Origin of the sequence: Nocardioides baculatus (assembly GCF_016735675.1) — a bacterium.
Taxonomy (GTDB): domain Bacteria; phylum Actinomycetota; class Actinomycetes; order Propionibacteriales; family Nocardioidaceae; genus Nocardioides; species Nocardioides baculatus.
Window position 1 is genome coordinate 1,005,783 of record NZ_JAERSG010000001.1, and the last position, 21,660, is coordinate 1,027,442.

Below are 21,660 nucleotides of genomic sequence, written 5' to 3' on the forward strand. Positions count from 1 at the left end.
GAGGGAGGTCAGGCGGGCAGGTGGAGCACGGGTGGCACGAGGACTCCTCGCGCCGGTCGGTCGGGGGTCTCGAAGCGGCCGGTGAGCAGGTCGATGCAGAGGTGGGCGGCCTGGTCGATCGGCTGGGCGACGCTGACGAGGCCGAGGGCCGCCGCGACGGGGGTGGCGTCGAAGCCGACGACGGTCGCGGGGGTGCCGCCGCCGGCCGCCGCCACGGCGGCGCGGTGCGCGCCGAGCGCGAGGGTGTCGCTCGCGCACACGATCGCGTCCGGGGCGTCGGCGCCGGAGAGGAGGGACGCCACGGCCGCCTCGGCGGCAGCGGCGTCGTTGAGGCTGCGTGCCTCGACGGGCGCACCGAGCCCGGCGGCCTCGACGGTCTCGAGCCAGCCACGGCGCCGGTCGCTCCCGGTGCTGGGCTCGGCGCCGTCGCCGGGCCAGCCGAGGTAGGCGATCGAGCGCCGGCCGAGGTCGAGCAGGTGCTGCACGGCGAGGCCGGTGCCCCGCGCGCCGTCGACGTCGACCCAGTCGTGCGGCTCGTCGTCGTGGCCCCAGGGGCGACCGAACGCGCAGAACGTCGTACCGCTGCCGGAGAGGTAGGCGGGTCGCTGGTCGTCGGCACTGGTCGCGGTGAGCACCACGGCGTCGGCGGCACCGGTCTGCACGAGGTCGTCGATGATCTCCAGCTCGGCGGCCTCGTCGGCCGGCTGCGCGTAGAGCACCACCCGCAGGCCGTTGTCCTGACCCGCCTCCGCGAGCCCGTGGTAGAACGCGTCGAGGACCAGCCCGGAGATGCCGTCCTGCTGCCGCTCGGCGCGTACGGCGATCGCGTGGGCGCGGCGGGTGGCGAGCTGGCGGGCCGGCAGCGACGGCCGGTAGCCGCTCTCGCGGATCGCGGCCAGCACGCGCTCGCGGGTGGCCTCGGCCACGCGGGCCGGGTGGCGCAGGACGTTGGAGACGGTCTGGCGCGAGACCCCCGCGCGGGCGGCGACCGAGTCGAGGGTGGCGGGCTCGTGGGCTGCCATGGCGGTCCTCCTCGTCTCGTCCGGCCAGCGGCCGGTCGGGGGTGGTGGCGGGCGGGGCTGCGGCCCACTACTGTGTTTGAGCGCTCAAATGTTTGAGCGCTCAAACCGTAACGCACGTCACACTCGGTGTCACCCCCTCACGCGTTCGATCAGCTCGTCCCCGACTCGTCCCCCACCGGAAGGGCCCCAGATGCATCCCGACGAGGCGCCGCAGCAGCCGTGGCTCCACGACCTGTCCCTCACCCTCGCCGCCCCGACGCAGGTGTGGTCGGCCGCCGACGGGCAGATCGCGGGCCGGGGACTGGCGGGCGTGCACCACGGCGAACGGCGGGTGCTGAGCCTGCTCGTGCTCGACGTCGACGGCCGTGAGCCCGCAGCGGTCGCCTCGCACAGCGCGCGCGGCGACTCCACGTCGTACGTCGCCGTGCCGCGCCACCTCGGGGACCCCGGTCCCGACCCCACGGTGCGGGTGGAGCGGCAGCGCGACGTCGAGCCGGGACTGGTCCGGGAGCGCTACACGGTCTCGAGCACGGCGGCCGAGCCGGTGACCTGCACGCTCGGACTGCTCGTCGGCGCCGACCTCGCATCGCTCGACGCGGTCAAGGGCGGCGCCGGTCGTCCGGCCGTGGCGCCGGACGGCGTGGGTGGCCCGGTGCTCACCTGGCACGCGGGCTCGCTGCGCGCGGTGCTTCGCGTGCCCGGCGCCCACACGACGCGCGAGGGCGACCATGCCCGCGCCACCTGGGACCTCGTCGTCCCTCCCGGGCAGTCGGTCACCCACGAGCTCCTGCTGACCCTCGACGACAGCCGTGCGGCCGTGACGGCACCCTCCCGCGAGGCCGGCTGGAGCCGGGTCGAGGTGCAGAGCGCGGACCGACGCCTCGCGCCTGTGGTGGAGCGCTGCCTCGACGACCTGCGGCTGCTGCGGCTCGCCGCTCCCGGAGCGGACGGCGTCGAGGAGGAGTTCGTCGGCGCCGGCGCCCCCTGGTTCCTCACCCTCTTCGGCCGCGACAGCCTCTGGACGGCGCGGATGCTGCTGCCCGTCTCCACCGACCTGGCCATGTCGACGCTGCGGCTGCTGGCACACCGCCAGGGCACCCGCACCGACGACGCGACCGCCGAGGAGCCCGGGAAGATCCTGCACGAGGTGCGTTCGGCGGGCTTCAGCCTCAACGAGGCCGACGACGACGGCGGCGACCGGCACCTGCCGCCGGTCTACTACGGCACCATCGACGCGACCCCGCTCTGGGCGCTGACCCTCCACGACGCGTGGCGGTGGGGTGCTCCCGCCGACGAGGTCGAGCGACTGCTGCCCGCGCTCGAGCGCGCCCTCGCGTGGCAGGTCGAGCACGGCGACGCCGACGGCGACGGCCTCCTCGAGTACGTCGACCGCTCCGGGCACGGCCTGTCCAACCAGGGCTGGAAGGACTCCGGCGACGCGGTGCGCCGCAGCGACGGCTCGCGGGCCAGCTCGCCGCTCGCCCTGTCCGAGGTGCAGGGCTACGCGTACGCCGCCGCCGTGCACGGGGCCGACCTGCTCGACGCCTTCGGCCGACCGGGCACCGACCGGTGGCGGGAGTGGGCCGAGCGGCTGCGCCGGGAGTTCGCGCAGCGCTTCTGGGTCGAGGACGCGCTCGGCGCGTTCCCGGCGATCGCGCTCGACCGCGACAAGCGCCCGGTCGTCTCGCTGACCAGCAACATCGGCCACCTGCTCGGCACCGGCATCCTCGACCCGGACGGGGTGGACCTCGTCGCGCGGCGGCTCGTCGGGCCCGACATGCTCTCGGGCTTCGGCATCCGCACGCTGTCGACGCAGGCCGCCGGCTACTCGCCGACCGGCTACCACGTCGGCTCGGTGTGGCCCCACGACACGGCGATCTGCCTGGCCGGGCTCGCCGCCGAGCAGCGGCCCGAGACCGGCCCCGTCGCCGACGCGCTGCTCGCCGCCCTGACCGCCTTCGACGGCCGGCCGCCCGAGCTGTTCGCGGGCGACGCGCGCTCGGCGCAGCCGGCGCCGTTGCCCTATCCCGCTGCCTGCCGGCCCCAGGCGTGGTCGGCGGCGTCCGCGCTGTCGCTCGTCTCCTCGGTCCTGGGCCTCCGGCCCGGTCGCGACGGGCTCGTCGTCGACCCGGTGCAGCCGTGGTCGTTCGGGTCCACCCGGATCTCCGGGCTCGGCACCCACGGCCGGCCGGTGGACATCGAGGTCTCGGCCGACGGGACGCAGGCGACCGTCGGGGCATAGTCGGTGGCCCCTGACAGGGTGTGGAGGTGCCCTCCCTCCCGCCCCTGCCGTCGGTCGACGACACCGACGCCGTCGTGGCGTGGGTCGCCGCCCACCTGGGCCACCTGACGCTGGAGGGCCCCGACGGCGTACGACCCGGTGGCCACCGCGGCGGGCAGGCGGCGGCCGACCGGGCACTCGCGACGCTCGACATCACGGGCTACGCACGCTCGCGGTCGGTGGTGCTGCCGGAGGAGCGGCGCGGGGCGAGCCGGATGTCGCCCTACGTCCGACACGGGCTGCTGAGCCTGCCGGAGATGTGGGACGCCGTCGCGGACGCCCCCTCGGGCGATCGCCGGCGCTATCGCGACGAGCTGCTGTGGCAGGAGTTCGCGCGCCACCTCTATGCCGGCCTCGGCCCGGGCCTCGCCGAGCCGCTCCGCCGGCAGCAGCCGCGTCCCCAGGGGCCGGCCGACCGGGACGAGGAGATGGCCTGCGTGTCCTGGCTGCGGCGTGGGCTCGAGGACGACGGGTGGCTCGTCAACCAGACCCGCATGTGGTGGGCCTCGCACTGGGCGGTCCGGCGCGGTCGCGACTGGCGCGAGGGCGAGGACGACTTCTTCCGCCACCTCCTCGACGGCTCCCGCGCGGCCAACAGGCTGGGCTGGCAGTGGACCGTCGGCACCGCGACCGGCAAGCCCTACGGCTTCAGCCGGTGGCAGGTCGAGAAGCGCGCACCGCAGCTGTGCCGCTCGTGCCCGCTGAGCGCCGCCTGCCCGATCCAGGGCTGGCCGGACGCGACGTCCGGGCCACGCTTCGCGTCCTACGACGGCGGGCAGGGCGTGGTCGGTGCGCCGGGCCCGGGACCGAGCGACGTCGTCACCGACGGCATGCCGACCGCCGTGTGGCTCACGGCCGAGTCGCTCGGCGACGCGGATCCGGCGCTCGCCGCGCATCCCGACCTCCCTGCGGTCTTCGTCTTCGACGAGCCGCTCCTGCGCCGGCTCCACCTCTCGGGCAAGCGGCTGGTGTTCCTGGCCGAGTGCCTGGCCGACCTGGCGTCGCGACGCAACGTCGACCTACGCCTCGGGCGGGTGCCGGACGAGCTCGCCGGGACCGCGCTCGCCGTGACCTTCGCCCCCGTGCCAGGCTTTGCCGTCCGTGCCGCGTCCGTGCGGCTCGCGGAGGTGCACCCGTGGCCGTGGCTGGAGCGGCCGGCCGGTCAGCGCCTCACGTCCTACAGTGCGTGGCGCAAGGGGATCCGGCGCTGACCCGGTCGCCCGCAAGGGTGTGGGCCGGCCCAACCCCGCAGGACGAGACTCGACGTACGACCCGGGGCGGACCGTCCGTCGCGGCCCGCGAGGAGGAACCATGACGACCACTCCCGACAACCCGCTCGGCGACGACGAGATGACCACCGAGGGCGTCGACCCCACAGGCGTCGCGGCCGGTCCCGGCGCCGACGCCGACGGCACCGACGGCGACTCGTCCGACGGCGACTCGACGGACGCCACGGACGGCGACTCCACGGACGCGGACGGCACGGACGGCGCGGACGCCGACGGCACCGACGGTGACTCCACCGACGCGACCGACGGCGACGCTGGCGACGCCGACGGCACGGACGGCGCGTCCTGAGCGCACTCGACCGGCTGACCGGAGACGCCCAGACCTTCATCGACAAGGTCTGGGCGTCGTCGGTGCACGTGCACCGCACCGACGCCGGGCTCGGCGCGTCGGTGCTCTCGCTCGCCGACGTCGACCACCTGCTGACCGAGACGGCGATCCGCACGCCCGCCGTGCGGGTGGCGCACGACGGATCGGTCCTCGCGGAGTCGCGCTTCACCCGCGGCGGCAGCCTCGCCGGCAAGCCGCTGACCGGTCTCGTGGACCCGGTGAAGCTGATGCGCCTGCACGACGAGGGCGCCACCATCGTGCTCCAGGGCCTCCAGCGCTACTGGACCCCGGTCGCCGACCTCGTCGCCGAGCTCGAGCTCGAGCTGGGGCACCCCTGCCAGGCCAACGCCTACCTCACGCCGCCCGGCGCGCAGGGCTTCGCAGTGCACACCGACTCGCACGACGTGTTCGTGATGCAGACCCACGGGACCAAGCTGTGGGAGATCCACGGCGACGGCGGACCGGGTGAGCTGCTGCTCGAGCCCGGTGTCGTGGCCTACCTCCCGACCGGCACGCCCCACGCCGCCCGCGCGCAGGAGGCCGTGTCGCTCCACCTGACCATCGGCATCAACCAGGTGACGTGGCGGCACCTGGTCTCGCGCCTGATCGACGAGGTCATCGCCGACGTGGCCGACGACCACCTGCCCGCGGGCTACCTCGACGACCCCGACCGGTTGTCGGGCGAGCTCGCCGAGCGGCTCGCGGCCGTCGCGGACGACGTACGACGCCTCGATGCCCCGGTGGCTGCCCGGGCGCAGGCCGAGCGGTTCCTCAGCGGCCGACCGCCCCGGATGGCCGGCGCGCTCCTCGACCGCGAGGCGCTGGCGCGCGGGATCTCGGCCGGCACGACGCTGCGCCGTCGCACCGGGCACCCGTGCGAGGTCGTGCCCGACGGCGACACGCTCCGGCTGCTGCTCGGCGACCGCGTGCTGCGCGTGCCCGGACGTTTGCGCGAGGCCGTCGGGGTGGTCGAGAGCTCGCGCTCGCTCACCCCCGCCGACCTGCCTCTCGACCCCGACAGCGCGCTCGTCCTGTGCCGACGGCTGGTGCGGGAGGGCCTGCTCGAGGTCGTCCGGTGACGGCGTTCCGCTGCGCCGCCGCGAGCGAGGCCCGCGGCGACGACCTCGCCGGCACCGCCTCGACCGTGCGCAGCTTCCTGCTCGTCGAGCATGCCGGGTCTTGGGGCAGCGACGCACTCCGCGACGCCCGCCTGCCCGACGGCCTCGGGGCGCACCTCGCCGCGGAGGGCCGGCGGCACCGGGTCCGGGTCCTGCTCGTACGCCGTCACGGTCGGCGGGACCAGGACGGCGTCCGCGTCTTCGCGGCCCGTGCCGCAGGCCCCGACTCGTGGCTGGAGTCGGCGACCCTCGACTCCGTCGAGGAGGTCCGCGACCTCGACCTCGCCGCACTCGGTTCCGGTCGCTCGCCCGGTCTCGCGCCGCATGCCGGCCCCGTGCTGGCGGTGTGCACCCACGGCCGTCACGACGCCTGCTGCGCCGAGCGCGGCCGGCCCCTCGCCGCCGCGCTGGCGGACAGTCCGCACGCCGAGACGGTCTGGGAGTGCTCGCACGTCGGCGGTGACCGGTTCGCCGGCAACCTGCTCGTGCTGCCGCGCGGCCTCTACTACGGTCGCCTCGACCCCGCCTCGGTGCTCGGTGTCGCCGACGCCCTCGCGGCCGGCCACCTGGAGCTCGACCACCTCCGTGGGCGGTCCGACCGGGCGATGCCGGTGCAGGCCGCCGAGATCGAGGTGCGGCGTCGGTTCGGCCTCGCCGGCCTCGACGACGTACGCCCGACGGGAGCCCGTGGCGACGGTGACCTGACCTCCGTCACCCTCGACGCCGCCGGACGCGAGGTCACCGTGCAGGTGCGACGGGTGCTCGAACCCGCGCAGCAGCTGACCTGCGGCGCGCTGCGTGACAACCCGGTGCCGCGCTTCGTCGTGGAGGGTTGAGTGCCCCGGCGGTAGCAGTCGCCAGAGGGCTGCGCACTCGACCCAGGGCTCTAGCCGAGCCGGTCCTTCAGGTTCACCGGCTGCCAGTCGGTCTGCTCGACGACCAGGCGCGGCTTGCCCTGCTCGGCCGCCTCGAGGTCGCGGGCGGCGCGGTTGGCCTGCGCCTGCTCCCGGTCGGCGACGCGCTCCGCGTCGAGGGCCTCGGTGCGGGCCTCGACGAGCTCGCGGTGGAGCGCCTGGACCTTGGCCGACTGGGCCGTGATCTCCTCGGGCGACTTCTCGGCGAGCACCATCTTCTCGAGGTCGTCGAGCGCGGACTGCTCGCGCCGCTTGAGCACGTCGACCGTGTGGCGGGCGGCGTCGGCGGCGTGGTTGGCCTGGACCGCCTCCATCGCCTCCTCGGCGGCCTCGCGCCGCAGGTCGCCGAACTTCACCTGGTGGGCGTTGGCGGCGACGAGCTTCTGCTTGTCCTTGTCGGGGTGCACGTCGGCGTAGTCCGCCAGTGCCTTGACGAGCTCGCGGGTGCTGGCCCGGCGCGCGTCGCGCAGCTCGATCTTGAGGTCGAAGCAGGCCTGATAGGTCTTCCAGTCCCGCTCCCAGGCGTTCATCTCCTTCTCGGGAGCGTCGCCGGCGATCGTCTCGACGGGCGGCCAGATGCGGTTGTCCCGCACCTCGAGTCCATGGGAGGAGGCGTAGGCCCGGAGCTCCTGGAGGCCGTCGCGGTGGCGGCGGAGCACGTCGGAGTAGGCATTGATCGCGCGTCCGAGGCCGCGGAGGTTGTCGCGGACGGTCACCGACTCCTCGTGGCGACGACCGGCCCGCTCACGCAGCGTGTCGGCGGCCTCGCCGGCGAAGACGTCCTCGGACAGGCCGGCGGTGCGCTCGAAGGCATCGACGGCGAGCTCGACCTTGGTGGCGAGGTGGCGCACCGAGTCGCCGTACTTGTCGACCTCGCCCGGCTCGGTCCAGTGGTAGTGGCAGCCGATCGGGTCGCCGAACTTCAGCTCGGACTGCTGGGTCTCGATGCGGTCGACGAGCACCTTCATGACGGCTTCACCTGGTCGAGCTGGAGCGCGACGTGGGCGGCCTGCTCGACCATCGAGTCGAGCTCGTCGAAGTCGATGATCGAGTCGTCGATCGCTTGCGCGATGTTGCGGCAGCGCGTGGCGATCTGCTCGGCGTCCTCGACGAGGCTGCGGACGCCCTCGACCATCAGGTCGCGCCACGGGAAGTCGTCGGCCGGGTGGTCGACGTCGCCGAGCGCGGACCTCAGGTCCTCGCGGGCGGAGTCCAGCTCTGCCTTGGCGCCGCGCAGCGCCCGCTGGTTGATGGCGATCGGCCTCATGGCGACCTTCTGCCCCGATGAACGGCGGCGAAACCCGAAGTCGTGAAGTTGTGAACCAGATCGCTCGGAGGTCTGGACCGGCCCCGGCTCAGACGTGGCCGCTGAGCTGGGCGAGCCGGAGCTCGAGCCTGCCGAGCAGGTCGGCGGCCGCCCGGTCGGACTTCTTGCCGCCCCCCTGCGCGGAGACCGGGAGCACGTCGATCGAGAGCCTCGCGCCGCCCGCGAGCGCGCGGAGCTCGTCGAGCTTGTCGCCGAACGGCGAGCCGCTGCCGGGGGAGTAGTAGTCGACCGCCGCCTCGACGTCGTCGGCGAACAGGTCGGCCTTCGTCACCGCGATGACCAGCCACGTCGGGCGGTCGCGGCGCACGGCCATGCTGGCGATCCGGTGGGCGGTGATCGACCAGTCCTCCAGCTCGGCGGCCAGCTGCTCCTCGCGGGTCGCCGCGGCCGTGCCGCTCGTGCCGCCCGTACGCCGCGGGGTCGCGTAGCCGTTGGCGACGACGTGCAGCACGCCGTCGACCGGCTCGTCGTGGAAGACCTCGTCGAGGGCGCCGAGGCGGGTCGCGGCGTTCTCGCCCGGCACCACCCGGAACCGGTAGCCGCGCATCCGCGGGTCCCGGCGCGTACGCCGCTCCATCACCGCCGAGCCCACGTCCTGGCCGCCCTCGGCGCTCGCGCGGCGCGACAACCGGTCGGCCAGCCGGGTCTTGCCGACGCCGGTCATCCCGGTGACGGCGACGGTCGGGTAGCGGTGCCGGAGCAGGCGGGACGCGCGCTCGGGCGCCTGGGAGAGTGCGGCGAGGGCGCCGGTGGCGATCGTCGTACCGATGGCTGCCTTGCCGTGTCGCAACGGTGACTGCATGGGCCCATCCTGCCTGCCGGGTGCGCGGACCGCCCGTCGGTTGGCCATGCCACCGGCCATCTTGGACAATGGCGGGCATGGCCCCCCGTGATCGCGAGAAGGACCGCCCCGTGCTCATGGGGCTGCTCGCTCTCGTGGGCGTGGCCGTGGCGATCGGCCTGCTCGGCGGGCTCGCGGTGATGGTCGGCGTGAAGGCGACCGGCCTCGACGGATCGTCGAGCGCCACGGACAGCAGCGCCAGCCCGTCGACGTTCAACCTGCCCAAGCCCACCGAGACCGACGAGTCGATCCCGCCCCCCGACGAGTCGGACGAGCCGACCGCCGGCGAGTCGACGTCGGAAGCGCCCGCCGAGCCCATCTCGCTCACCGTCGCGCAGCAGTCGGTGAGCCCCATGCAGAACATCGACATCACCGGCACCTACCAGGCCGGTGAGGGGGCCGTCCTCCAGGTGCAGCGCTTCGAGAACGGCGCGTGGTCGGACTTCCCGGTGACCGTGTCGGTGACCGGCGGCACCTTCAGCACCTACGTCCAGACGGCCCAGGTCGGTCCGAACCGGTGGCGCGTGGTCGACACCGACTCCGAGGCGATCTCCAACGAGGTCACCGTCACCGTCGGCTAGCGGCCAGCGTCTCGGTCGTCGTACGGCGCTCGCGGTCCACGCGGCCCGTCCAGTAGCCGACCCACCCCGCGCCGGCGAGGCCGAGCGCGCCGAGCGTGAGGCAGGCGACGGCCAGCGGCGCGACCGCCGCGACCGCGCTGACCAGCAGCGGCCCGCCGGAGTTGCCGATGTCACCGCAGAGGCGCCAGGCGCCGAGGAACTGCGAGCGTCCGAGCTCCGGTGACGCGTCCGCGCCGAGCGTCATCACGATGCCGGCGCCGAGCCCGTTGCCGGCGGCGATGAGCGCCATCACGAGCGCGACGGACCACGCCGACCCCGCGAGCGGCAGGACCAGGCAGGCGATCGCCATCGACAGCACCACCGGCACGGCGACCACCCTCCGGCCGCGCGTGTCCATCAGGAAGCCACCGGGCCACATCAGTGCCACGTCGAGCGCTGCGGCGAAGGCGAAGATCAGCGAGGTCGTCGAGGCCGACAGCCCGATGTGGTCGGCCCACAGCGGCAGCAGGCTGAGCCGCAGCGAGCGGCTCATGCCGAGGATCACCACGGCGCTGCCGAGCGTCGCGAGCACGCGCCGGTGCGAGGTGATGACGGACCACACGCTGACGTGGCCGGTCTCCTTCGCGGCCAGGCGCTTCTCCTCGCCGAGGTCGGGCATCGTCGCGGCGAGGAGTGCGGCGCAGACCGACATCGCTGCGCCCAGCCAGAAGACGCTGGCCAGGCCGCTCAGCGCGATGAGGCCCGCGCCGATCAGCGGCCCGATGAGGACGCCGACGCGGTAGGAGCCACCGAGGAACGACATCGCCCGCGCCCGGTGGGTGGCCGGGACGACGTCGATCATGAAGCCCTGCCGGGCGATCAGGAACATCGTCCAGCACATGCCGCTCAGCACGACGGCGACCGCCAACCCGGCGACCGAGTCCGTGACGGCGGCGAGGGTCATCGCCCCGGCGTCGGCGAAGCCGGCCGCCACGAGCGCCCGCCGCTCGCCGATCCGCGCCACCAGCGCACCCGCGGGCAGGCTGGCGACGAGCATGCCGACGCTGGTCAGCGCGACGATCGCGGCCGCCATGCTCACGTCGGCGCCGAGGTCGCGCGCGCGCAGCGCGAGCACCGGCATCATCGCGCCGTGCCCGATCGCGGAGACGATCGAGGGACCGTAGGCCACGAGCCAGATGTCGCGGAACCTGAAGTCCTGCGTCCCCGAGCTCATCGCCCCATCCTCTCAAGGTGCCGCGCCGGCGGTGCGTGAGGAGGACCCACAGTCCTTGGCGGCCCCCTCACACACCGCTCAGTGCAGGATCAGGGGATCCAGTCGAAGGTGTCGGGGTTGGGGCCCATCCGGCCGGCCTCGCCGCTGTCGAGCTCGTCGATGGCGGCCATGTGGGTCGGCTCGAGCTCGAAGTCGAAGATCTCGAAGTTCTGCTTCATCCGGTCGGCATTCATCGACTTCGGGAAGATGATGTCGCCCCGCTGCACGTGCCAGCGCAGCGTGACCTGGGCCGGCGTACGGCCGACGAGGGAGGCGATCTCGCCGATGGTGTCGTCGTCGACGACCTTGCCCTGCGCGATCGGCGACCACGCCTCGGTCAGGATGCCGTGCGCCTTGTTGGCGGCGCGCACGTCCTCGTTGGCGAAGAACGGGTGCACCTCGACCTGGTTGACGACTGGCACGACGCCGGTCTCCTCGACGATGCGGTCGAGGTGGGCGGGCTGGAAGTTCGAGACGCCGATGCTGCGGGTCTTGCCGGCCTCCTGTGCCTCGATCAGCGCACGCCAGGTCTGCACGAAGTCACCGTCGTAGCGCGTGGGGAGCGGCCAGTGGATGAGGAAGAGGTCGACCTGTTCGAGGCCGAGCCGCTCCAGCGAGGCGTCGATCTCGCGACGCGCGTCGTCAGGGAGGTGGAAGGTGTTGTTGAGCTTCGTCGTGACGTAGAGGTCGTCGCGGTCGAAGCCGGACTCGCGGATCGCCTCGCCGACGCCCGCCTCGTTGCCGTACATCTGTGCGGTGTCGATGTGGCGGTAGCCGGCGTCGAGCGCCTTCGTGACCGTGGCCGCGGTCTCGGGCGGCGGCACCTGGAAGACACCGAAGCCGAGCTGGGGGATGGACGTGCCGTCGTGGAGCGTGAGGTTCGGAACAGTCATACCTGTCTCTACCCGTCGACCTCGCTCCGTATTCCGCTGGACGTGAGGTCGTGGACGGGTCCTAGGCTCGGAGCGTGACCCACGACACCGCATCCGCCCCCGTTCCCCTCCAGCTCCCCGGCTCCGGCGACTGGCTCGCGTGGGTGGCCGAGCGGACCGAGGGCCAGCTCGCCGAGGCCAAGCGACACGTCGCGGAGGTCAAGGCCGGCGACGGCGACGTCCTGGCGGCGTGGAACCGCGCCGAGACCGCGATCGCCAACGCCGAGGTCGCGCACCTCTGGTCCGAGGTCCACCCCGATGCCGCCGTCCGCGACCGCGCCGACGAGCTCAGCCAGGAGGTGCAGAAGTACGTCACCGAGCTCGGGCAGGACCGCGACCTCTTCGCCGTCCTCGACGCCCTGCCCACCGAGGGCCTCGACGACGATGCCCGCCGGGTCCTCGAGCACACGCTCCGCGACTTCCGCCGCGCCGGTGTGGACCGGGACGACGCGACCCGCGACCGGCTCCGCGAGCTCAGCGAGACCGGCGTGAAGCTGTCCCAGGACTTCGGCCGCAACATCCGCGACGACGTCCGCTCGATCCGCATCGCGCCGGAGCGGCTGGCCGGACTCCCCGACGACTACCGCGAGGCGCACCCGGCCGGCGACGACGGGCTCGTGACCATCACCACCGACTACCCCGACCTCGTCCCGTTCACCACCTTCGGCTCCGACGGTGAGGCCCGCCACGAGCTGGCCCTGGCGCAGAACAACGTCGCCTGGCCCGCCAACGACCGGGTGCTGCAGGACCTCCTCGCCGTTCGCCGCGAGACCGCCGCGCTGCTCGGCTACGCGTCGTGGCCCGACTTCGACACCGAGGTCAAGATGATCGGCAGCGGCCAGGCCGTCGCCGACTTCATCGAACGCATCAGCGCCGCGGCCGTCGAGCGCGCCGAGGAGGAGGTCGCGGTCCTGCTGGAGCGCAAGCGGGTCGACGACCCGGGCGCCGACACCGTGGCGACCTACGACTCGCGCTACTACGCCGAGCTCGTGCGCCGTGAGCAGTACGACGTCGACGGCCAGGTCGTGCGCACGTACTTCCCGTTCGAGCAGGTCCGCCAGGGCCTCCTCGACGTCACCAGCCGGCTGTTCGGCCTCGAGTGGACCCCGGTCTCCCGCGAGGACGCCGGCATCTGGCACGACGAGGTCGCGAGCTACGACGTCGGTCTCGACGGCCGCCGCATCGGGCGCATCCACCTCGACCTCCACCCGCGCGAGGGCAAGTTCAAGCACGCCGCACAGTTCGACATGGTCAAGGGCGTCGCCGGCCACCAGCTCCCCGAGGGCGTGCTGGTCTGCAACTTCGCCCGCGGCCTGATGGAGCACGACGAGGTCGTCACCCTGTTCCACGAGTTCGGCCACCTCGTCCACCACGTCCTCGGTGGCCAGGGCCAGTGGGTGCAGTTCTCGGGGGTCGCCACCGAGTGGGACTTCGTCGAGGCCCCCAGCCAGATGCTCGAGGAGTGGGCCTGGGACGCCGACGTGCTCGCGACCTTCGCCCGCAACGCCGCAGGGGAGACGATCCCGGCCGAGCTGGTCGCGGCGATGCGCCGGGCCGACCAGTTCGGCAAGGGCATCTACGCCGTGCACCAGATGTCCTACGCCGCCCGGTCCTACTTCTTCCACGCCGGCCAGCACGACGACCTCACGGCCTACGGCGACGAGCTCCAGCGCCGCTACTCGGTCTTCCCGCCGCTCGAGGGTGCGCACATGCACTGCGCCTTCGGCCACCTCGACGGCTACTCGTCGGGTTACTACACCTACATGTGGTCGCTCGTGATCGCGAAGGACCTGTTCTCGGCCTTCGACGCAGGCGACATGTTCGCCCCCGACGTCGCCCACGCCTACCGCGACAAGGTGCTCGGCATGGGCGGTCGCAAGGACGCGGCCGACCTCGTCGCCGACTTCCTGGGCCGGCCCTACTCCTTCGACAGCTGGGCTGCCTGGCTCGCTGAGTGAGCCGGGAGCAGGGCCGGCACGGTGAGGGGGATCAGCTGGTCGTCACCGAGGTGTCGTCCAGCACGAAGCTCGTCTGGAGCGAGGAGTCCTCGTTCATCTGGAACTTCACGGTGACCGTCTGACCCTTCCAGGCCAGCAGGCTGTGCGTGAACTGCGCGTACGTCGCACTGGTCCCGACGTTGCTGAAGGTCCGCAGCGTCGTGGTCGTGGTGCCACTGACCACCTGCACCTTGAGGGTGTCGTACGCCGTCGACCCGGTCTCGGCGGTGTCGGTGCGGATCCAGTAGCCGAGCGACGCGGCGGTGGCGGTCGACGGGATCGTCACCTGCTGCGAGACGTTCTCCGACGACGTGGTGCCGTTGCCGCCGAGCCAGGCCTTCCACGAGCCCGTACGGGCAGGTCGACCGGTGTTGCTCGTGATCGGGCCCGAGGTGCCGGCCCAGCTGACCGCGCCGGACTCGAAGCCCGGGTTGGCGAGCAGGTTGCCGCCGGCGGGCGGCGTGGTCGGCGGGGTCGTGGTGCCGAAGTCCTTGTCGGCGTAGAGCCACACCAGGTGACCGATCATGTCGATGTTGCGGTCCAGCGCCGTGCTGTTGATGTTGGAGATCGTGTCGCACGAGCGGTGGTAGCAGGGGTCGAACGCACTCCCGGCCGTGCCGCCCCACTTCTGGGCCTGCGCCGACGTCTTGGTGGTCTCGCCGCCGGAGTACATGCCGGTCGTGGCGATGCCGTAGCTGCGGAACGACGCGTGGTCCGAGCGCCCCTGCACGTCGATGTACTCCCAGGGGATGCCCTTCGAGGTGTAGTAGGACGTCATCGCGTCGCGGGCGAAGTTGCCGACGGCGTTGTCGTCGTAGACGAAGTAGCCCGGGTTGGGCGAGCCGACCATGTCGAAGTTCAGGTAGAGGTCGATGCGGTCCTTGTCGGCCGTCGGCAGCAGCGACATGTACTTGTTGGACCCCAGCAGGCCCTGCTCCTCGGCTCCCCACCAGGCGAAGCGCAGGTGGTTGCGCGAGGTGTTGCCGCTGCCGGCCCAGGCCAGCGCGGCCTCGAGGATCGCGGCCGATCCGGTGCCGTTGTCGTTGATGCCCGGTCCCGCCGACACGCTGTCGAGGTGCGCGCCGGTCATCACGACGTGCTCGGGGTCGCCGCCCGGCCAGTCCGCGATCAGGTTGTACGACGTGCCCGACGAGGTCGAGAACGACTGGACCGTGGTGGTGTAGCCGACCGCGTCCAGCTTGGCCTTCACCCAGTCGAGCGAGGCCTTGTAGCCCGGTCGGCCGGTCGCCCGGTTGCCGCCGTTGGCGGTCGCGATGTTTTGCAGCTGCTGGAGGTGGGCGGTCACGTTGGTGATGCTCAGGTCGGGCGAGGGGGCCGCGACGGCCGGCGAGCTGCCGCCGGCGAGCATCGAGGCGGTGACGGCCGTGGCCGCGACGGCGGACAGCGCCGTCGTACGGAGGGTGCGCATGGAAGGTCTCCCGAGAGGTGCGGGTGGCAGGAACGGAGGACGGGGCGGGGCAGCCAGGCTGCCCCGCCCCGTCAGGTGCGGCCGGACGTCAGGAGACGTTGAGCGCGGTGTCGTCGACCACGAAGCTCGTCTGGAGCGACGAGTCCTCGGTCATGGTGAAGCGGATCGTGACCGTCTTGCCCTTGTACGCCGTGAGGGCGTGCGAGTACTGGGTGTAGGTCGCGTTGGTGCCGACGTTGGTGAACGTGCGGAGCGTGGTGACGGTCGAGCCGTCCACCACCTGCACGCGCATGGTGTCGTAGGCCGTCGAGCCGCTCTCCGAGGTGTCCGTCCGGATCCAGTACGACAGCGTGGCCGCGGTCGCGGTGGAGGGGATGGTCACCGACTGGTTGATCGTCTCGGTGCTGGTGGTGCCGTTGCCGCCGAGCCACGCCTTGTAGGAGCCGGTCCGGGCCGGGCGACCGGTGTTGGTGGTGATCAGGCCGGTGTTGCCGGTCCACACGGTGGGGCCGGACTCGAAGCCCGGGTTGCCGAGGATGTTGCCGCCGGTGGGCGGGGGCGTGGTGGTGCCGCCGCAGGTCGGGTCGCCGGTCTGGGCCGGCACGTTGACGGCGTTCCAGGCGGCCTTGGTGGAGTTGAAGAGCCCGCAGGTGGAGTCGAGGTTCTTCGCCGCGGTGAGGGTCCAGGTGCGGTACTTCAGGTAGGACGCGGAGCTCGTCTTCATCAGCATCGCGTTGTACATGATCTTCATGGCGTTCTGGACGCCCACGCCGCTCACGGCCTGGCCGTTGCACCTCGACGTGCCGCCGTTGGCGAGGAGGTACCACCAGTGGTCACCGGGGCCTGCGGCCGCGTGGACCTCGGCGGTCGGGATCGAGCTGGAGTAGCACGACGGGTCGCCGACGTTGCCCGGGTTGGACATGTCACGGATCGGGCCGGCGCCGACCAGGTTGACCTCCTCGCCGATGGTGTAGTCGGCCGGGTCGGCCGGGTTGTTGGCGAAGAACTCGGTCGCGGTGCCGAACGTGTCGGCGACGAACTCCTGCGTGCCGTTGGACGAGATGCCACCCGGGGTCTTGTCGTCGATGCCGTGACCGAACTCGTGGGCCACGACGTCCATGGCGCCGATCCACTCGTTGGTGCCCTGGCGGTGACCGATCTGGACCTGCGTGCCGTCGTAGTAGGCGTTGACGTCGTTGAGGCCGACGCGGATCGGCACCCAGCCGCCCGAGCCGTTCATGCCGTTGCGGCCGAGCCAGCTCGAGAGCATGAGGCGCTCCTGCTCGGCGCTGTAGAGCGCGTCGACGCACCCGGTCTCCTTGCTCGTGCCCACACCGTTGCCCCACAGGTCGTCGGTGCCCGAGAACGTCGTGTTGGCGGCCGCGTCCTGGCACTTCATCGTGGTGGCGTTGGGGTTGGTCATCGAGTACGACGAGCCCGAACCGGAGGTCGGGATGGTGACCTTGCCCTCCCAGTTGCCGGTGCCCTGACCGTGCGCGATCTGCTCGCGCGTCTCCAGGACCTTGCCGTTGTCGGCGTCGATCCAGGCGCGCTGCCAGGAGACCTCGCCCTTGTTGGTGCCGCGGACCTCGACCTCGTAGGCCAGCTTGGTGCCGGCCTCACGGTGCCAGATGACCAGCTCGGGCGTGGTGGTCTCGGCGCCCGCGTCGGCGAGGGTCCTGGCGGCCTCGGTGGCGCGGGCGGCGTCGATCTTCGCCGTGGTGCTGGCGATGTCGACCGGCGCCTCCTGGGCCACCGACGTGCCCACGACCTGGCCGGCGCCGTTGGCGAGGACGACGAAGTCGCCACCGACCACGCGCAGGCCCTCGTGGGTCCGCTCGTAGGCCATCGAGTAGATCGAGCCGTTGCCCTCGAAGGTGCCCGTCCGGACGAAGGCGTCCTGCGAGGCGCGCTCGAGCGCATTTCCGTGGCCCTTCACCCAGGCAGCGGCTGCCTGCTGGGCCTCCGCGCGGGGATTGCCCGCGGCGGGTGCGGCGTCGGCCGGGGTGACGGTCGGTGCCAGGAACGACGCGGCGACTGCTGTCGCTGCGATACCGGCCAGTGCGGCCAGGCGAGTTGTCTTCACTGAGAGTTGTCCAATCATGAGTTCGGGCCCGAGGCCCGAGGATGGATTGGGTGTTGCGGACCACTGCACAAGTTCGCAATCGCGCGGATTAGCGTCAATGGACCTCGAACTGCAGGTTCGTGCAGCGCGAGAACCTGCACCGTTCGGTCGACGATCGACACAACTGTCCGATCATCGGACAGCGAGGGAATCGCGTGGCCCGTGAGCGGATGGACGAACGGATCAGCGGCTGAGGACGGCCGGCCGCGCGGGAGTCAGCGCGGCGATCCGGTCGGCAACGGTGTCGCCGAACTCGCGGTGACCGTCGGTCGTCAGGTGGAGCCGGTCCTCGAGGTAGGGCAGGTCGAGGTCGCTCGTACGGACGTAGGGCACGCCGTACTCCGCTGCGAGGCGGGCCAGGAGCGTGTCGACCCGCGGCACGGCCCGCGAGCGGGAGGGGGCGCCGGCCGGGCCGACGACCACGACACGGTGGCCGGCCAGGTCGGTCATCAGGTCACGGAAGCCGCGGTCGATCGCAGCCGTGGGCTGGTCGTAGTCGTTGAGGCCGCCCTCGACGACGACCAGCGACGGCCGCATCGCCAGGGCGGTGGCGGCGCGGTCGTGGAACGAGACGCGACCGCAGAGGCTCGCCCGGGCGCTGAAACCGGAGCCGGAGAACCCGGCGACATGGACCTCGCCCGGCAGCCGTTCGGCCCACGACTCGGCGAGGTCGTCCTGGCCGAGCCCGACGGACCACGAGTCGCCGATGACCAGGACCCGCTCACCGCTGCCGGTGACGATGCGCGTCCGCTCGCGTGCGTCGATGCGGTGCTGCTGGCAGCGGGTCGCACCGGCACCCGCGCGGTCGGCGACGTAGAACGCGATGAGGGCAGCGAGCAGCAGCACGACGACTGAGGCGCCGGTCAGCCGACGCAGGTTCCCCCGATGGAGCACGGTGAAAGTGTGCGGCCTCCTCGCCCGATGACGTAGCCGATTCGCCGAAAGTAGGGGGAACATCAGGGTTGCGGGCACGCGCGCGAAGGGCCCGGCCGTCCGAGGACGACCGGGCCCCACGCTGTGGTCAGCCGATCAGGGGTTGATGCTCTTGACCGTCTCGCACCCGCCACCGCCGGTGTCGCGACCGCCGCCGCCGTTGCAGACGTCCTTGCGTCCGCCCCCGCCGTTCAGCTTGTCGCCCTTGCCGCCGCCCTTCACGGAGTCGTTGCCGCCTCCGCCCCGGAGCGTGTCGCGGCCGCCGTTGCCCCGCAGCTTGTCCTTGCCGCCCTGGCCCACGATCTTGTCCTTGCCGGCCTGCCCGAAGAGGCTGTCGTTGCCGGCTCCGCCGCGGATGGTGTCGTTGCCGCCACCGCCGCAGACGATGTCGTTGCCGCCCAGCCCGCGGATCCGGTCGTTGCCCTGGAGGGCGCTGATCACGTCGCGGCCGGACGTGCCGACGAGGACGTCGTTGCCCGTGGTGCCGAGGATCGTCACGTCCTGGCCCCGGCACGTGCCCTTGTCGACGACCGGCGGCGGGGGCACCACCTTGGGCACGCTCACGACGGTGCCGCCGTTGTTGTAGACGCCGGGCTCGATTCCCTGGCCGGCCTGACCGTTGACCTCGGCGGTGTCGCCGAGCCCGCCGGCCCCGCCGGTGACGGTGTTGCCCGCGAAGCTGGAGCCTTCGACCACGCGCACGGTGCCGCTGTTGTTGAAGACGGCGCCGCCGATGCCGGCCCCGCCGCCGCCTCCGCCGCCGAAGCTGTTGGCGCCGACGGCGCCGCCGCCGTTGCCGCCGCCGGTGCCACCAAGACCAGCGACCTCACCGTCGGAGGTGTCCCCGTTGGCGTCGGCACCGCCGCCGCCGCCGCCGAAGCCGCCGTTGCCGCCGGAGCCGTCCTCGCCGCCACCGCCGCCGCCGCCGCCGAAGCCGCCGATGCCGCCCTTCTTCATCACGATCTCGTTGTCGTTCTCGCCGGCGCCGCCGCCGCCGCCGCCGATGCCGCCGTTGCCGCCGTTGGCCTCGTCGGCGCCACCGCCGCCGCCGCCACCGAGGCCGCCGTCAGCACCGTTGGTGGGGACGCCGTCGTCGCCGCCCGCGCCGCCGTTCTCGACGCCGCCGACGCCCGGGTCGGTGGTCGGCGCGCCGCCGTCGCCCGTCGTACCGCCGCCGCCGCTGCCGTCCCCGGACTCGTTCGTCGGGCCGCCCGTGCCGCCCCAGCCGCCACCGCCGGCGGCGCCGTCGCCACCGTCCGTGCCGCTGTCGCCACCGTTGCCGCCCATGCCGCCACCGCCGGCGCCACCGCCGTCGTCCTCGCCGCCGGCGTTGATGGCACCGTCGCCGCCGTTGCCGCCCTGCGCGGTGTTGCCCGTGATGGAGCCGTCGATGGTCAGGGTGCCGAGGTTGAAGACGCCGCCGCCGAGGCCGGCGCCGCCGCCTCCACCGCCACCGTTGTCGCCCTCGCCACGGTCGGTCCCGCCGTTGCCGCCGCGGGCCAGACCGCCCGTGAGGGTCACCTCCTGCAGCGTGAGGTTGGCGCCCGCGGCCACCGTGACGAGCCGGAAGGCCGGAGCTGCGGGTGCGCGGCTGATGGTCGAGCCGTTGCCGTCGATGACCAGCTCGGAGGTGATCGTCGGGAGACCGGTCGGGCCGTAGTAGGTGTTGTCCACGGCGGTGAGCTGGTAGCCGCAGCCGGCCGTCAGCTCGAGGGTGTCCGCCCCGGCGCTGGCGTTGGCCGCGGTGATCGCGGCGACCAGGGCAGGGGTGTTGCACGCGACCGGCACCGTGGCGGCAGCAGCGGTCTGCGCCGATCCCTGTGCCGGCGGTGAGAGAACCGTGGAGGCGAGCACGCCGCTGCTGGCGAGTGCCAGCAGCGAAGCCCGAGTGAGACGTGATCTGGTCATGAAGGAGTCATCGCTTCCGATCCGGGTTCGTCGCTCCTCGCCGGCGACGACTGTGCCGCCGAGGGGCGACGCACCACAGCGGTACTCCGTTCTAGTCCCGTGCCCCGGGTGGTCGCCAGAGCCGCGACGCGTGGTCTAGTCACCTGCCCCGCAGCCGATCGGCTGGACGGGGACCTCACGGCCCTAGGGTGTTCGCCGTGACCCCCGACGACCTCCTGGCGGCGTACGACGACCAGCTCCGCACGGATGCGGAGATGGCCCGCGCGATCGAGGTGACCCGCGTGGGGCCGCTCCTGTGCGCGATCTTCGACCACGGCGGCTTCGTCAGCTACCGCGACCTCGGCGGCATCGACGGCGACGAGCTCGACGGGCTCATCGAGCGGGTGGTCGCGCACTACCGCGAGGACACCGACGTCGACTCGTTCGAGTGGAAGTCGCGCGGCCACGACCTGCCCGCCGACCTCGGGGAGCGGCTGGTCGCCCACGGCCTCGTCGCCGAGCCGGTCGAGACCGTGATGATCGGCGAGGCGTCGCTGCTCGCGGTCGACGTACCCCTCGAGGAGACGCCCGACGGCCCCGTCGTCGTACGACGCATCGTTCCCGGCCCGTCGGCGGCGGACGACGTGTCGCGGATGTTGGAGGCCCAGGAGTCGGTGTTCGGCACCGGTCGCGGCCCGTCGGTGGCCTCGTCCCTGGCCGAGCTCGAGTCGGACGCGTCGGAGCTCTGGATCGCCGAGGTCGGCGGCCGGGTGGTGTCGGGCGGCCGGCTGACGCCCGTCGAGGGCACCGAGTTCGCCGGCGTCTGGGGCGGCTCGACCCTGCCCGGGTTCCGCGGCCGCGGCATCTACCGCGCACTGGTCTCGGCCCGCGCGTCGTCCGCGCTGGACCGCGGGGTGCGGTTCATCCACTCCGACTGCACCGACATGTCGCGCCCGATCCTCGAGCGCTCCGGCCTCCGCGCGGTCACGACCACGACGCCCTACGTCTGGACGCGTCAGGCCAGAGGGGTGTAGTCGATCTCGAGGAAGTCGGCGACCTCGGGCACCCATCGCTCGGCCACGAACGCGCGATGCACCGGGTGCTCGTCGTAGCCGGCGTACGCCTCCTCGTCGGCGAACTCCATCGAGAGGCCGAACGCGAAGTCGTTCTTCGCGCTGGTCTGCCGCAGCTGCTCGAACGCCTCGACCCCCGGGATGTCGGCCAGCGCCCGAGCGGCGGCGAGGAAGTCGAGCTCCTCGGCCGAGCCGGCGGCGTGGTGGAGGCGGAAGGCGACGGTGTGCCGGATCATGCGGCCAAGGCTAGGCCTCGCGGAGGGGCCGGCTCGAAAATAGTCGCCGGATCCGGGAACACCTCGCCCCGCCATGCGTTGAACCACATGAACAG

19 protein-coding genes are annotated in these 21,660 nt (G+C 72.8%); 8 read left to right on the forward strand and 11 right to left on the reverse strand.

From position 1 onward, the window contains the following. Positions 1 to 8: 8 nt before the first annotated feature. Entirely contained in the window at positions 9 to 1,022 is a 1,014-nt protein-coding gene (locus tag JI751_RS04870; RefSeq protein WP_201934005.1) for a LacI family DNA-binding transcriptional regulator, read from the reverse strand. Between the two features lie 190 nt (positions 1,023 to 1,212). Between JI751_RS04870 and JI751_RS04875 the strand changes: the two genes are divergently transcribed. The 5 genes from JI751_RS04875 to JI751_RS21720 all read left to right on the forward strand — a co-directional run bounded on the left by JI751_RS04875 (position 1,213) and on the right by JI751_RS21720 (position 6,874). Next, complete coding sequence (locus JI751_RS04875) at positions 1,213 to 3,264, forward strand: amylo-alpha-1,6-glucosidase (protein ID WP_201934007.1); 2,052 nt, start codon at positions 1,213 to 1,215, stop codon at positions 3,262 to 3,264. A gap of 26 nt (positions 3,265 to 3,290) precedes the next feature. Continuing rightward, on the forward strand, positions 3,291 to 4,514 hold the full coding sequence (locus tag JI751_RS04880) for an FAD-binding domain-containing protein (protein ID WP_201934010.1): 1,224 nt from the start codon (positions 3,291 to 3,293) through the stop codon (positions 4,512 to 4,514). Between the two features lie 100 nt (positions 4,515 to 4,614). Then, entirely contained in the window at positions 4,615 to 4,881 is a 267-nt protein-coding gene (locus JI751_RS04885; RefSeq protein ID WP_201934013.1) for a hypothetical protein, read from the forward strand. 62 nt (positions 4,882 to 4,943) lie between these two features. Beyond that, positions 4,944 to 5,999, forward strand: coding sequence for a cupin domain-containing protein (locus JI751_RS04890; RefSeq protein WP_307813831.1), 1,056 nt, complete (start codon positions 4,944 to 4,946; stop codon positions 5,997 to 5,999). Next, on the forward strand, positions 5,996 to 6,874 hold the full coding sequence (locus JI751_RS21720) for a ferredoxin family protein (RefSeq protein WP_201934016.1): 879 nt from the start codon (positions 5,996 to 5,998) through the stop codon (positions 6,872 to 6,874). The genes JI751_RS04890 and JI751_RS21720 overlap by 4 nt, the downstream gene beginning before the upstream one ends. Before the next feature lie 50 nt (positions 6,875 to 6,924). On the opposite strand, the gene JI751_RS04900 is transcribed toward JI751_RS21720, so the two are convergent. From JI751_RS04900 to JI751_RS04910, 3 genes are all read right to left on the reverse strand, one after another. After that, a complete protein-coding gene (locus tag JI751_RS04900) occupies positions 6,925 to 7,920 on the reverse strand; it encodes a hypothetical protein (protein WP_201934019.1) in 996 nt (331 codons plus the stop codon). Next, complete coding sequence (locus tag JI751_RS04905; protein ID WP_201934024.1) at positions 7,917 to 8,219, reverse strand: hypothetical protein; 303 nt, start codon at positions 8,217 to 8,219, stop codon at positions 7,917 to 7,919. The genes JI751_RS04900 and JI751_RS04905 overlap by 4 nt, the downstream gene beginning before the upstream one ends. An 88-nt stretch (positions 8,220 to 8,307) precedes the next feature. Next, positions 8,308 to 9,081, reverse strand: coding sequence for a GTPase domain-containing protein (locus tag JI751_RS04910; RefSeq protein WP_201934030.1), 774 nt, complete (start codon positions 9,079 to 9,081; stop codon positions 8,308 to 8,310). A gap of 77 nt (positions 9,082 to 9,158) precedes the next feature. On the opposite strand from JI751_RS04910, the gene JI751_RS04915 reads away from it, so the two are divergent. Then, entirely contained in the window at positions 9,159 to 9,701 is a 543-nt protein-coding gene (locus tag JI751_RS04915) for a hypothetical protein (RefSeq protein ID WP_201934031.1), read from the forward strand. On the opposite strand, the gene JI751_RS04920 is transcribed toward JI751_RS04915, so the two are convergent. Both JI751_RS04920 and JI751_RS04925 read right to left on the reverse strand, forming a co-directional pair. Further along, a complete protein-coding gene (locus JI751_RS04920) occupies positions 9,688 to 10,914 on the reverse strand; it encodes an MFS transporter (RefSeq protein ID WP_201934032.1) in 1,227 nt (408 codons plus the stop codon). The two genes, JI751_RS04915 and JI751_RS04920, sit on opposite strands and share 14 nt — an antisense overlap. An 89-nt stretch (positions 10,915 to 11,003) precedes the next feature. Continuing rightward, on the reverse strand, positions 11,004 to 11,846 hold the full coding sequence (locus tag JI751_RS04925) for an aldo/keto reductase (RefSeq protein WP_201934035.1): 843 nt from the start codon (positions 11,844 to 11,846) through the stop codon (positions 11,004 to 11,006). Positions 11,847 to 11,920: 74 nt separating this feature from the next. On the opposite strand from JI751_RS04925, the gene JI751_RS04930 reads away from it, so the two are divergent. Then, positions 11,921 to 13,843, forward strand: a complete 1,923-nt coding sequence (locus JI751_RS04930; RefSeq protein ID WP_307813833.1) for a M3 family metallopeptidase — start codon at positions 11,921 to 11,923, stop codon at positions 13,841 to 13,843. Between the two features lie 31 nt (positions 13,844 to 13,874). On the opposite strand, the gene JI751_RS04935 is transcribed toward JI751_RS04930, so the two are convergent. The 4 genes from JI751_RS04935 to JI751_RS04950 all read right to left on the reverse strand — a co-directional run bounded on the left by JI751_RS04935 (position 13,875) and on the right by JI751_RS04950 (position 20,277). Continuing rightward, the gene (locus tag JI751_RS04935) at positions 13,875 to 15,311 is read right to left on the reverse strand and encodes a M28 family metallopeptidase (RefSeq protein ID WP_201934038.1); all 1,437 of its coding nucleotides are present in this window, start codon (positions 15,309 to 15,311) and stop codon (positions 13,875 to 13,877) included. 88 nt (positions 15,312 to 15,399) lie between these two features. After that, positions 15,400 to 17,397 (reverse strand): M4 family metallopeptidase, encoded by a 1,998-nt coding sequence (locus JI751_RS04940; RefSeq protein WP_307813835.1) that lies wholly within the window; start codon positions 17,395 to 17,397, stop codon positions 15,400 to 15,402. A 222-nt stretch (positions 17,398 to 17,619) separates the two neighbouring features. Then, complete coding sequence (locus tag JI751_RS04945; protein ID WP_201934048.1) at positions 17,620 to 18,330, reverse strand: SGNH/GDSL hydrolase family protein; 711 nt, start codon at positions 18,328 to 18,330, stop codon at positions 17,620 to 17,622. A 135-nt stretch (positions 18,331 to 18,465) separates the two neighbouring features. Further along, the gene (locus JI751_RS04950) at positions 18,466 to 20,277 is read right to left on the reverse strand and encodes a calcium-binding protein (protein ID WP_201934050.1); all 1,812 of its coding nucleotides are present in this window, start codon (positions 20,275 to 20,277) and stop codon (positions 18,466 to 18,468) included. 197 nt (positions 20,278 to 20,474) lie between these two features. Between JI751_RS04950 and JI751_RS04955 the strand changes: the two genes are divergently transcribed. Next, positions 20,475 to 21,290: a GNAT family N-acetyltransferase gene (locus tag JI751_RS04955; protein WP_307813838.1), complete on the forward strand. Its 816-nt coding sequence runs from the start codon at positions 20,475 to 20,477 to the stop codon at positions 21,288 to 21,290. Here JI751_RS04955 and JI751_RS04960 read toward each other — a convergent pair. After that, positions 21,272 to 21,565 carry a Dabb family protein gene (locus JI751_RS04960; RefSeq protein WP_201934053.1) on the reverse strand — a complete coding sequence of 98 codons (294 nt, stop codon included), beginning with the start codon at positions 21,563 to 21,565 and terminating at the stop codon, positions 21,272 to 21,274. The genes JI751_RS04955 and JI751_RS04960 overlap by 19 nt on opposite strands. Between the last annotated feature and the right edge of the window lie 95 nt (positions 21,566 to 21,660).